The sequence below is a fragment of the Vibrio profundi genome (assembly GCF_043642225.1).
Taxonomy (GTDB): domain Bacteria; phylum Pseudomonadota; class Gammaproteobacteria; order Enterobacterales; family Vibrionaceae; genus Vibrio; species Vibrio profundi_A.
Genome location: NZ_JBHZSF010000001.1, coordinates 204,763 through 217,369 on the forward strand (window position 1 = coordinate 204,763; position 12,607 = coordinate 217,369).

Genomic DNA, 12,607 nt, shown 5'->3' on the forward strand with positions numbered 1-12,607 from the left:
ATATAAAAATAGAAAAGTAAGGAGAGGTTGCCCTCTCCTTAAAAGTTGTTGAAGCGATTACTTAGTCATTTGTTTTTCTGCATCTGCAAGGGCTGCATCTACAGTTTGACGACCGTCAACGACGTTGATGATTGCATTTTTAGCAGCCCCCCAGAACGCACCCATTTGTGGGATGTTTGGCATGATTTCGCCATTCATTGCGTTGTCCATAGTTGCTGCAATACGTGCATCGCTGTCTAGCTCACGTTGGAATGAGTTAAGTGCAACCGCGCCTAGTGGCTTATCGTTGTTCACTTTACGTAGACCATCGTTAGTCAGTAGGTAGTTTTCGATGAACTCTACTGCTAGATCTTTGTTTGGAGAAGCCGTGCTGATACCCGCCGTTAGAACGCCTACGAATGGCTTAGAAGATTGGCCGTTAAACTTAGGCAGTGTTGTTACGCCGTAGTTGATGCCAGACTTTTCAATGTTGCCCCAAGACCAAGGACCGTTGATTGTCATTGCAGTGTTACCTTTGTTGAACTCAGACTCAGATACTGAGTAGTCCATATCTGCAGAGATAACGCCTTTGTCTACTAGGTCTTTCACAAACGTCATTGCGTCTTTTACGCCGCCATTCGCGATACCAGCGTCCTTCACATCATAACCTTGTGAAGAGTACTTAAATGCGTAACCACCATCAGCCGCCATTAGAGGCCATGTGAAGTACGGTTCTTTTAGGTTCCACATGATTGCAGACTTGCCGTCTTTCTTAAGCTTAGCGTTAAGCTCTTCCACTTCTTCCCAGCTTTTTGGTGGGTTAGGCACTAGGTCTTTGTTGTAGATAAGAGAAAGAGACTCAACCGCAACCGGGTAACCGATGTACTTACCTTCAAATTTCACAGCATCCCAAGCGAAATCCACGATGCCTTCTTTAATTTCTTTAGAAGGTTTGATTTCAGCAAGAAGACCAGATTCAGCGTAGCCACCAAAACGGTCGTGTGCCCAGAACACGATATCAGGACCATCGCCTGTTGCAGCTGTTTGCGGGAACTTATCTTGAAGCGCGTCAGGGTGAGCAACTGTCACTTTAATACCTGTGTCTTCTTCGAATTGTTTACCAACTTCCGCTAGACCGTTGTAACCTTTGTCACCGTTGATCCAAATCGTTAGTTGTCCTTCTTCGATAGCAGCATTCGCACCAAAAGAACCCAGTGCAACTAGAGTACCTAGTGCTACAGCGCTTAAAGCGTTTTTCATGTTCATATCCTTTTTATATTTATCGTGTAGGGCTATATCGCTAAGGATGAGCCAATTTTCAACACTATAATCTGAGAAAACGCCCTCAAGCTCATCATCCTAGTTACTACGCCCCTGCTATTATGGCTTAAATTCGTGATCACCATCGGGTCGGGTTAGAGACTAAAATCACAAAATGAATAGTTAGCGTGATCCTAGTCACCATAAATCGGTAATTTTCTTTGAAGTGGATCGCTATTTGGTTCTCAGCCCCTTTATTCGCTCATCCCCTTCTACTCCCCCCAACTATTTTGATTTTGGGAGGATGCGAAAGCAGAGCAAATCTTCGAAACTGTATTCATCCAAGAGTGGATGGTAAGAACCCTTAACTGGTCATGCGTAAGCAAGGAACTGGTTTTTCATTGCCCGAACTCGTCTAAAATCACAAACTAAAGCTAGTGATGGTATTCACGGGGGAAGCTTTGGTTTGTGTGGGGGAAATAGGCGAGAACTTGGCTATGATGGGTGAAGCTTTACAGCTTCTGTTGAGCTTCACCCTTATTTTCTTATTGTCTCAAACTCTGAAACTTACCAATTCCTACTGTTACTGCTCACCCAATAATTCATATAATGATGAGCAGTAGATAATAAAAATTTGATCGAGGACGAGCTAAATGGCGAGTGTCACGTTAAAGAATGTTTGTAAATCGTATGGCGATGTGAAAATTTCTAAGGATGTCAGCTTAGAAATTAACGAAGGTGAATTTGTTGTATTCGTTGGGCCATCAGGTTGTGGTAAATCCACTCTTTTGCGTTGTATCGCAGGTCTAGAAGACATCACATCTGGCGACTTATACATTGGTGAAGAGCGCATGAACGATGTTGAGCCATCCAAGCGTGGTGTTGGCATGGTATTCCAGTCTTACGCGCTGTACCCTCACTTAAACCTGTATGACAACATGTCATTTGGCTTGAAACTCGCGAAAGCAGATAAAGCAGAAATCGATAAGCGTGTTGAACATGCTGCAGAAATCCTTCAGCTTGGTCACCTTCTTGAGCGCCAACCAAAAGCATTGTCTGGTGGTCAGCGTCAACGTGTTGCGATTGGTCGTACATTGGTTTCTCAACCAAATGTCTTCCTACTGGATGAACCTCTATCCAACCTAGATGCAGCACTGCGTGTTCAAATGCGTTCTCAAATCACTAAGCTGCAACGCCAACTTGGTTGCACCATGATTTATGTAACTCATGACCAGGTCGAAGCAATGACCATGGCCGACAAAATTGTCGTACTAGATGGCGGTTACGTTTCTCAAGTCGGTAAACCTCTTGAACTTTACCACTACCCACAAAACCGTTTTGTGGCGGGTTTCATTGGCTCACCAAAAATGAACTTCATGAGTGTCCACATTGAAAATGTTGAGTCTGACCGCGTGATGGTGCAACTGTCTAATGGCGTAACGTTCTGGATCCCGGTTGATGGCACTACGGTAAACAAAGGTGATCGTATGTCACTTGGCGTACGTCCTGAGCATTTACTATCGGCTGAAAATGGTGATGCAACCATCGAAGGCGAAGTGATGATTGTGGAAAAACTCGGTAATGAAACTCAAGTTTATCTAAACCTAGAAAGTGCCGACGCAGACGTTATCTATCGCCAGCCAGATACCCTAGATGTAGAAGCCGGTGACAAATGGTCTATCGGTATTCCTGCTCATCGCTGCCATCTATTCCATAGTGACGGCCGCGCATGTCGCCGATTACACCAAGAGAACGGTGTAAAGCGCTCTTAGCTCTTAGCTCTTAGCTCTTAGCAGTAAGTTTACCCCTCCTTTTGATGAATCCCTCTTGCTTCGGTAAGGGGGATTTTTTTGCATTGATGGCTTATCAAAAAGCGTAACGTTTCTTGGCTATTGTGGATGGTCATTTCGACAGGAAAATCCTTCGATATTAATGTAAGTTGCGATACGCCACTGCCAACTAATGTTGAGTGTATTTTGTCTGGTCGTCAAAATGGAGATAAGTGGGACGTCTTGATATTCAATGCTCAACACCACTTCTGTTTGCGTTTCAGCACATTTCACTCCTACTCGATAAAAGTCAAAGGTATGAGGGTTCATAAGATGAAAAGCGGCGCTAAATAGCACCGCTTGATAGAGAAACATGAATTACTGTTGATTAATGAAGGCCGTGTTATTTGAGCTATTGTTTGCCATGACAAGTGATTGGCTCATATCGCCTTGCACTGTACTGAATGTATTGCTCAGTGAACTATTCGATAGGTTCATCACCGAACCAGAACCTTCACCGGTTTGAATGGGAGGCCTTGGCGCTAAGTACTTAGGTATTGGAGGTTCTGGACAATATCGCACCGATCAAGTCACCATCAACCTCAGGGCCATAGATGTCAGAAGTGGGCAAGTCCTACTGAGCATTACCACCAGCAAAACCATTTTCTCTCATGAAATTGGGCTTGGCGCTTTTCGGTTTATTGATTACAAAGAGCTACTTGAAGTGGAGATGGGCTACACCAATAACGAACCCGTTAATTTGGCAGTGATGTCTGCGATTGATGCTGCGGTAATTCATCTCATCGTACAAGGGGTCCATAAAAACCTGTGGCAGCCAGCTCAAGATTTTGCCCCAAATAACCCTATTATTCAAAAGTACATGCTAGCAAGAAATGAAATTCTATAGCGCTTCGCTTTACCGCTCACCTATATATAAAAGCCAGAACCCTATCAGGTTCTGGCTTTCAAATTGAATTCATTTTAAATCGCCAATGCAGCCTTTGATTAAACGAACTCTTCGTTACCAATATTCTCTTTTGCCCATAGCAACGCTTGTAATCGATTACGCACATTAATCTTCTTAAAGACGTTATGCAGATGCGTTTTCACCGTATTCTCGCTTACAAACAACTGAGTCGCAATTTGGTTATTCGACGCCCCATCACCAAGTAGTTTAATGATTTGCTGTTCACGCTTAGTCAATAGCGAAAACTTCTCACTACTGCTGGCTGGCGTTCGATTGCGATAAAAGCGAATGTATTCTTGAGCAAGCTGTCGACTGAACCAGATTTCACCAGCCAAAACTTGCTTCATGCCTTGCACTAGCATACTTAGTGAATCATCACTATAAAACACACCAACTAAATTTTTCCACTTCAAGAAGCTCGCATAATCAGAGTTTGGCGGGCAATTGATCAACACTTCTTCAACTTCTGAAAAATACTGATCTCTAAGTAAAAAATACGCAGCAAAATCCTCTTCTTTCATATTGGAAAAATCGATAACAATGAGTGACGACATTGAGCCGCCTTCGAATCGGAATTTTTTTACGAGTTGTTGAAATGATAACTGACGAATTGAAACGGCTAAGTCTTTTTCGATCGACTCTTTGAGCAAAGTCGACTGGAGGGTATTTTGCGCAACGAACGTTATAGGTAGTGCTTTATCGTTATTATTCATACTGAAACCTTAATGCTTGACGTTAACAGTAGATAATTTAGTCAATAAGAAAACCTCGTCAATAGACCTGAATCGCAAACTAAAATGATTTATTGATAGTGATTATTATTTCCTTTTCATATCATTTACTTAAGGGATGTTCTTAAAGTTAAGACATTGGTGTGGTTTTAGCGACTTAGTTTTCACATACAAAAAAGGCGCACTAGGCGCCTTTTTATAAGCAATTTTCACTACTTTAGTGAATTGGAGTTTGGCTCTTTTTGTTGAACTGACCAAAGTGTTTTTCTAACACTTCTGGTGTCAACTTGCCTTCCGCTTCTAACTTTTTCAATTCAGCAACGACCGCTTTTTGCTCATCAATTGATGGGAACTCAACTTCTGGTTCGTTACCCATATCTTGAGTCATTTGCTCAAGCTCTTTTTCAAAATCGCTCATAATACTTACCTAAACATAAAAACTGATTCGATTTTACCGATTTCGGCAAATGGAAGCTAGAGCTTAAATGTACCCACCATTTTGTCCAAACGACCAGACAAATCACGAAGCTCTTGGCTTGCTTCCGCTAGTTGCTCCGCAGTGCCTGTGGTGACTTCGTTGATAGAGTTAATTTCTTCAATATTTTGGTTGATCGTATGTACCACTGTCGATTGCTCTTCCGTTGCTGTCGCAACTTGAGTATTACGGTCAGTAATATCCAAAATACGGTCCGAAATACCTCCAAGTACATCTACGGCTTCATCAGATGCCGATACCCCTTCCAAAGTTATCGCTTTACCCGCATTCATCGCGGTTACCGCATCTTTAGCATCACTTTGAAGTTGGTTAATCATCTTCTGAATTTCTTCCGTAGAATCTGCTGTACGGCTTGCTAAGTTACGAACTTCATCCGCAACCACTGCAAAACCACGGCCTTGTTCTCCCGCACGCGCCGCTTCAATCGCCGCGTTCAATGCCAACAGGTTCGTCTGTTCAGAAATATCACGGATCACACCAAGAATCGAACCAATGTCTTGAGTCGTTGACGCCAGCTGCTCGACGACTTGTCCGGTATTTTCGATATCTTGTGCCAAGCGGCTAATCGCATCTTTCGCTTGATTCACGACCTTACGCCCCACATCAGTATTGTCTGATGCGTGTGTCGCCGTTTCTGCCGCTGTTGCTGCGTTAGAAGCGATTTCACTAATGGTCATACCCATTTGGTTAATTGCCGCAACTACTTGCAAGGTTTGGTCACGCTGCTCTTGGCTGTTGTCATGAGTAATGTGCGCTTTACTAGAAACACTTTCCGCAGCCACTTGAAGCGCTTGGCTTGTAGAAGACACTTCTTTCATCGACTGATGTATTTTTTCGATAAAGCCATTAAAGCCATCTGACAATTGGGCAATTTCATCGTTACCTTTCACTTCGATACGCTGAGACAAGTCGCCATCGCCCTGACCTAAGTCTTGGAAACGTTGAGAAATTAACTTAATCGGCTTGGTAATACTGTTTGCCAGCAACACGCCCATTGCGATAAAGGCAATGGCTACGCCCAATGTGGTAAACAGCATTTTCTTAGCTGTTGCATCCAGCTCAGCGAATATCTCTCCGGCTGGCACAACACCAATGACAAACCAGTCCATTGATGCCACATATGCACTAGATACAAAGACTTCTTCACCTTCATAGTGAGTCGTAATCAGATTAAAACCTGACTTATTCAATAACTGATTCGCCTGAACACCATATAGCTGCGTGAGAGAAGATTGAGATTTATCACGCTGACGATGGATCTGTACGTCACCATTACTATTGGTTAAGAACACAAAACCGGTTTTCTCGATTTTGAAGCCATTCAACAACTTCACCATGTCGTCCATCGATTTAGACAAACCAGACATCGATGTACCAGATACCTGTTGGTAGTTCGCGAACATTTTCACGTCGCCATTCGACTCTTGGAACATACTAACCATAGTTGGTTGATTCGATTGAGTGAACCCAAAAAACCAGCCATCTTGCTGACGATTGAGTTCACGTAAGAATCCATTTTGGTTCCAGTAGTAAGCAGAATTACGGTTAGCCACAGAAGCATCGTTCAAATTGAATTGGCTACGCACGTTATTCAGCTGTTTGACGAGCTTCGCTTCTACACTCGGGTCTCGGTCCGTTGTAGTTATCGCATCAATAATGAATTCATTATTCGCAATTTGTTCAGCGGCCAACAATAGCTGTGACACTTCGCGATCAATTTCAGCGTTGATTTGGCCAAGCATCATTGGCAGTTCTATATCAATCAGCCTATGGCTTAACACGTCTCTAGCTTGACGCTGCGCCATCATTCCCACAATGACCGTCGATGCAAGTACCGCAAAGGTAATACCTGCAACAACCTTTTGTTTGATACTCATAGAGTTTAGTTTGAACATCAGTATGCCCTTAAAGTTGGCGTAATAATTTGTAACAGTACGTTATCGGCAATAGAAAGATTTACTTTAAATGATTCATTCACATTTCAAATAATTGATAATTAAATCATTTAAATGGAATAGAATAAACACCTTCCTAGTTAAGTTGATAAGTCATTATTTTTCCATGTACTTGCATGACTAAAACCTAATTTTTCAATCTTGAACTGTTTATATGAGCAGACCTTGCCCCCATAAACTGTTCTAGTTTCGTAAGTTTCAGAATTCAAAGGGAACTTTTTTGTGATTTCCCGACCAAAGAACAAAAAACTAAGAGAGCCATTTACATGCAATCCGACGCTTTCAACACGCTACAGCAATATTTAGAGTCTCAAATCATTGGTCAGAAAGAACTGGTTAAACAGTTGATGATCGCCCTGCTCGCGGACGGGCACATTTTGGTTGAAGGCCCACCAGGCCTTGCAAAAACGCGCGCGGTAAAATCACTTGCCGATTGCATTGAAGGGGATTTCCATCGAATCCAATTCACACCAGATCTACTTCCCGCAGATTTAACCGGAACCGATATTTTTCGTCCAGAAACAGGCGAGTTTACGTTTCAATCAGGTCCAATCTTCAACTCGCTGATCTTGGCCGATGAAATAAATCGAGCGCCAGCTAAAGTTCAAGCGGCCATGCTTGAAGCGATGGCGGAAAAGCAAGTGACAGCCGGACGTAAAACGTATGCGCTTCCTGAGCTATTCCTTGTTATGGCTACACAAAACCCTATCGAACAAGAAGGGACTTACCCACTTCCAGAGGCGCAGCTCGATCGTTTTCTACTTCATTTAGAGGTAGATTACCCAGACATGCAAAGTGAATTAGAGATCCTGAGACTGAACCGTGGAGAGGCTCAAGGTCACTCAGCTGTGACTCCTCACGTCATTCGTCAACAAGATGTCTTTGCAGCGCGTAAAGAAGCACTCGAAGTTCACATGGCCGACAGTATCGAGCAATACATCATCCGCTTGGTCATGGCGACCCGCTCACCAGAACAATACAGCGACCAACTCGCACAGTGGCTAGAGATGGGAGTAAGCCCTCGAGCCACCATCGCACTAGACCGTTGCTCTCGCGCTCACGCTTGGTTATCGGGTCGAGACTATGTCACCCCAGAAGACGTACAAACCATGGCTTACCCAGTATTACGTCACCGCCTATTGCGTAGCTATCATGCTCAAGCGGAAGGGATAACTCCGAATCAGGTCATTTCGCACCTTCTATCTCTCGTTGGTAGCGCATAACCGATGGCTATCGCACTACCCACTCACAGTAACGGTGTCACACTGAATCTGGATGAGTTACTGCAATACAAATCCCAATCCGTGCGTTGGCTGCCACCGGCGAAAAGCCTATGGTCTCAGCTAAATGGTCAGCATGAGAGCGCTAAGAAAGGGCGTGGGATGGACTTTTCTGAAGTTCGCCAGTATCAGGCAGGGGATGACATTCGCAGTATCGATTGGCGTGTGACCGCAAGAACAGGCAAAGCGCACACCAAGCTGTTTTCTGAAGAAAGGGAGCAGCCCGTTATCTTGTACCTTGATCTCAGCAGCAGCATGTTATTTGGGTCAACCTTAATGCTCAAATCCGTACAAATGGCTCACTTGGCCAGCGTCATTAGTTGGATGACCACAGCGCAAAAAGATCGTATCGGCGCGGTGATTGATACTGGCCACCAGTTGATTGAGTTAAAGCCAAGCGCCATGAATCAGGCGCCCCTTAACCTCATGCAACGCCTCATCGAACTGAACAACGCCGCATTAGACAAACTTACGCAAAACGGATTAGAAGCGTCTTCGTTTACACCAGGTTTGCACACTTTGAATAGACTTTGTCCTAAAGGCAGCGAGATTATTTTCATGAGCGATTTCGTGCGATTTGATCAAAGTGATTACTCACTATTCAATCAAATTTGCCGGCATAACCGAGTGAGGCTCGTTCAGTTCTTTGATCCGCTTGAGCTCGGGCAAACTCAATTTAAAGGCAGTAAACCCGTCACCGACGGTAAAAAAACTCAATGGCTCAATTTTTCATCTAAGAGTGACAAAAATAAGCTCGCTGAAGCCTTTTTAAGTAAACAGGAAGATTTGAAAGCGATGTGTCTTTCACAGGCGATTCCATTTACATCGATTTCCTCAGCTCGACCTTTGCTTGAACAGATAACTGAGAATAAAAATGACAGATAATACTCAATCCCCTGTATTAGACCTAAGCCCTAGCCTATTACCCGACGCCCCGAGTTGGTGGCCAATTCAATGGGGTTGGTGGAGCTTGTTAGGTTTAGTCTTGGCAATGATGCTCATTATTGCGTTCTACCTGCGCCACAGAAAAAAGAAAATGGCTTCTAAAAAAGCCGCGTTGAAACTGTTCACGTTACCGACACAGTCTCTCACACCGTCCGGCGCGCTCGAAGTACTGCGTCAAGCCGCATTAAGTTATTACCCAAGAGAACGAGTAGCCCAGCTTACCGGCTCTGAATGGTATGAGTTTTTAGACTCTCAAGTGACGAAACCGATTTTTGCTCATAACCAACAAACGTGGCAGCAAGCCTTATACAGCGAACAGGAACACACGCAAGCTGAAGACTTAGTCAAAGACTGCGAACGTTGGATCACAGAAGCTTTGCCTCCAAAACGAGGTGGACGTGAGTAATTTAACCAACCTTGAGCTGGCATGGTGGTGGATGCTTTTTCTGCTGCCTTTGCCTCTTCTCGTGTACTACTTTGCCCCAAAAGTACCAAGCCCAACGGCGGTAAAATTGCCTTACTTACCCGAAAGCTCGAGCGCAAAAGGGCCAAATATGCGATGGCAGAAAATACTCGCCGTGCTTATTTGGGTCTCTTTAATTATCGCTTCAGCAAGGCCGGTATGGTTTGGCGACCCTGTCGAGTTCCAACCTAAGCATCGTGACCTCATGCTAGTCGTCGATCTTTCTTACTCAATGAGTAAAGAGGACATGCAATATCAAGGGGAATACGTCGACCGACTGACTGCCGTCAAACGAGTCCTTTCTGACTTTATTGAAAGAAGAAAAGGCGATCGCGTTGGGTTAGTGTTATTCGCCGATCATGCTTACCTGCAAACCCCTTTAACCCTCGATAGATCCGCCGTGGCTCAACAACTCAATCAAACCGTCCTTCGATTGATCGGTAACAGCACCGCTATTGGTGATGGTATTGGATTAGCAACAAAAACCTTTGTCGACAGCGATGCGCCTCAGCGTGTGATGGTTTTGCTCAGTGATGGCAGTAATACCGCAGGTGTTCTCGATCCACTTGAAGCCGCTGACATAGCTAAGAAATACAATGCGACTATTTACACCGTTGGCGTCGGTGCGGGAGAAATGATGGTCAAAGAGTTTTTCATGACGCGCAAAGTCAACACCGCAGAAGATCTCGACGAACGCACTTTAATGGACATTGCTGAACGTACCGGAGGGCAGTACTTCAGAGCGAGAGATAGTAAAGAACTCGCGACCATTTACGACACCATCAATCAACTAGAACCCGTCAGTAATACCACCAAAACATGGCGACCTCAGCAAGAGTGGTTTTTCATTCCTCTGACCATCGCTCTAATACTCACGGCGATACTGCTTATTTTAAGGAGAGAGCATGTCTAACTTCACTTTCCTTTACCCATTATGGCTTCTCGCAATATTACTCATCCCATTGTTATGGGTGCTGCGCTTCAACCAAAATAAGTCGCAAACTCTGATTGCAAAGCACATCGAACGCCACTTACCTGGCATGCAAACCGTCACCAAGGCACATTCACGGAAATGGGTTGCGGCATGGTGGTGCATTGCTTCCATTTCTTTAGCAGGCCCTAGCTTTCAACAAGCCGATCGCCCTAGCTTTGAGAGTAATCAAGCAAGAGTGCTCGTGATGGACATGTCTATGTCGATGTACGCGACCGACATTCAGCCTAATCGACTCACTCAAGCGCGTTACAAAGCTTTAGATTTGCTTCCTAATTGGGAGGAAGGCTTAACAGGATTAGTCGCCTACGCGGGCGACGCATATACGATTACTCCTCTCACTTCAGACTGGAAAACCATCGCGAATCAGATACCCAACCTGTCTCCAGACATCATGCCTTATCAAGGTGGCGATGCGGCAGCGGGCGTCAAGTTAGCCATTGAACTCATGGAAGGCGCAGGTATCTATCAAGGAGATATTGTCCTGATCAGCGACGACCTTGATGATGCCGAAAAAGACAATATTGAAAGCCTCATTAAAAATGGGAAATGGCGAGTGTCAATGCTTGCGGTCGGGACTCAATCCGGCGCACCAATCCAGCTACAAGATGGACAACTATTGAAAAGTGATAATGGCACCACCGTCGTTGCCAAAACCAATTTGGGTAACATGAAGTCACTCTCTCAAGAGAGTGGTGGTCGTTTCGCTCCATTTCAGCATAACAACTCCGATATCGAACGAATCGTAAGCCTGACAGCCAATGCGGGGACTAGCCAAATCTCTCAAACACACGGGCCAGAGCTAAACAGTCGCGTGAATAATGGATACTGGTTAATCCCATTATTGCTGATCCCATTTTTACAGTTTTTCAGAAAAGGGGTGTTATGGATTACGTTGGTCACTTTACTGCCATTAAGCGTGGCAAAGCCGGTTCACGCTAACCCATGGAAAACGAATGACCAACTCGGTTTCCAAGCTTATCAAGCGCAAGACTATCAAAATGCCTCTGAGTTATTTGATTCAAAAGAATGGAAAGGCGTCGCTCAATACGAGAATGGGGATTACCAAGCAGCTATCGAATCTTTGTCAGGCTTAACGAATGAAAGTGCTCGTTATAACTTAGCTAACGCCTACGCCCAAAACGGTAACTTGGACAAAGCGATTCAAGGGTATGAAGAGATTCTTTCTGCCAACCCTAATCACGAGTACGCCAAGCGAAATTTGGAAATCGTCCAACAGCAACAGCAACAGCAACAGCAACAGCAACAGCAACAGCAACAGCAACAGCAAGATGATTCCCAAAGTAAAGAGAGCCAACAAGATAAAAATCAGGGTTCTCAGTCACAAAATGATTCAGATGAAGCCCAAGGTTCAAGCTCATCTCAGAACTCCCAAAGTGAGGCTAAACAAAACAATCAAGAGCAATCTTCGAATTCAGAGTCTGCCCCAGAGAATGGTGAACAACGCGGCAATAAAGACGATACACAAGCCAACGATAAAGAAGACACCAACTCTGAGAACAAAGAGTCATCAAACGTTGACCAAATGCCCGCGAACCCCGCCAATCAAAACGGGAATGAACCAAAAAGCGCTCAGCCTAACCAAGCGAATGTCGACCCTTCACAGGACTCTGGGCAAAGTGTTGATCCAGACATGCGTAAGTTAGAGCAAGTCGAAAGCGCAAGGGATCCAAGCCGATTGCTAAGAGCACAAATGATCTTACAAGCACAACAAAAAAGTGCCCCAACTAATCAAAGTAAAAAGTGGTAA

The 12,607-nt window shown here is 44.5% G+C and carries 11 protein-coding genes and 1 pseudogene; 7 read left to right on the plus strand and 5 right to left on the minus strand.

Annotated elements, in window-relative coordinates:
- Window positions 1-57 precede the first annotated feature (57 nt).
- On the minus strand, window positions 58-1,239 hold the full coding sequence (gene malE / locus ACHUFI_RS01015; protein ID WP_394246266.1) for a maltose/maltodextrin ABC transporter substrate-binding protein MalE: 1,182 nt from the start codon (window positions 1,237-1,239) through the stop codon (window positions 58-60).
- A gap of 653 nt (window positions 1,240-1,892) precedes the next feature.
- Between malE and malK the strand changes: the two genes are divergently transcribed.
- Entirely contained in the window at window positions 1,893-3,011 is a 1,119-nt protein-coding gene (malK, locus tag ACHUFI_RS01020) for a maltose/maltodextrin ABC transporter ATP-binding protein MalK (protein WP_394246267.1), read from the plus strand.
- Between the two features lie 117 nt (window positions 3,012-3,128).
- On the opposite strand, the gene ACHUFI_RS01025 is transcribed toward malK, so the two are convergent.
- Complete coding sequence (locus ACHUFI_RS01025; RefSeq protein WP_394246268.1) at window positions 3,129-3,383, minus strand: hypothetical protein; 255 nt, start codon at window positions 3,381-3,383, stop codon at window positions 3,129-3,131.
- 154 nt (window positions 3,384-3,537) lie between these two features.
- On the opposite strand from ACHUFI_RS01025, the pseudogene ACHUFI_RS01030 reads away from it, so the two are divergent.
- Window positions 3,538-3,915: pseudogene (locus ACHUFI_RS01030) on the plus strand (CsgG/HfaB family protein); the annotation flags it as partial.
- Window positions 3,916-4,013: 98 nt separating this feature from the next.
- Here ACHUFI_RS01030 and ACHUFI_RS01035 read toward each other — a convergent pair.
- From ACHUFI_RS01035 to ACHUFI_RS01045, 3 genes are all read right to left on the minus strand, one after another.
- On the minus strand, window positions 4,014-4,688 hold the full coding sequence (locus ACHUFI_RS01035; RefSeq protein WP_394246269.1) for a LuxR C-terminal-related transcriptional regulator: 675 nt from the start codon (window positions 4,686-4,688) through the stop codon (window positions 4,014-4,016).
- A 235-nt stretch (window positions 4,689-4,923) separates the two neighbouring features.
- A complete protein-coding gene (locus tag ACHUFI_RS01040; RefSeq protein ID WP_394246270.1) occupies window positions 4,924-5,124 on the minus strand; it encodes a restriction endonuclease subunit S in 201 nt (66 codons plus the stop codon).
- A 56-nt stretch (window positions 5,125-5,180) separates the two neighbouring features.
- Window positions 5,181-7,097, minus strand: a complete 1,917-nt coding sequence (locus tag ACHUFI_RS01045) for a methyl-accepting chemotaxis protein (RefSeq protein ID WP_394246271.1) — start codon at window positions 7,095-7,097, stop codon at window positions 5,181-5,183.
- A 326-nt stretch (window positions 7,098-7,423) separates the two neighbouring features.
- Between ACHUFI_RS01045 and ACHUFI_RS01050 the strand changes: the two genes are divergently transcribed.
- Genes ACHUFI_RS01050 through ACHUFI_RS01070 form a run of 5 tightly spaced genes read left to right on the plus strand, consistent with a single transcriptional unit; the run spans window position 7,424 to window position 12,607 of the window.
- On the plus strand, window positions 7,424-8,380 hold the full coding sequence (locus ACHUFI_RS01050) for an AAA family ATPase (RefSeq protein WP_394246273.1): 957 nt from the start codon (window positions 7,424-7,426) through the stop codon (window positions 8,378-8,380).
- Window positions 8,381-8,383: 3 nt separating this feature from the next.
- Window positions 8,384-9,322 (plus strand): DUF58 domain-containing protein, encoded by a 939-nt coding sequence (locus tag ACHUFI_RS01055; RefSeq protein ID WP_394246274.1) that lies wholly within the window; start codon window positions 8,384-8,386, stop codon window positions 9,320-9,322.
- A complete protein-coding gene (locus ACHUFI_RS01060) occupies window positions 9,312-9,788 on the plus strand; it encodes a DUF4381 domain-containing protein (RefSeq protein WP_394246276.1) in 477 nt (158 codons plus the stop codon). Before ACHUFI_RS01055 ends, ACHUFI_RS01060 begins: the two co-directional genes overlap by 11 nt.
- Before the next feature lie 31 nt (window positions 9,789-9,819).
- Window positions 9,820-10,758, plus strand: coding sequence for a vWA domain-containing protein (locus ACHUFI_RS01065; RefSeq protein WP_394246940.1), 939 nt, complete (start codon window positions 9,820-9,822; stop codon window positions 10,756-10,758).
- Complete coding sequence (locus ACHUFI_RS01070; protein ID WP_394246277.1) at window positions 10,751-12,607, plus strand: vWA domain-containing protein; 1,857 nt, start codon at window positions 10,751-10,753, stop codon at window positions 12,605-12,607. Before ACHUFI_RS01065 ends, ACHUFI_RS01070 begins: the two co-directional genes overlap by 8 nt.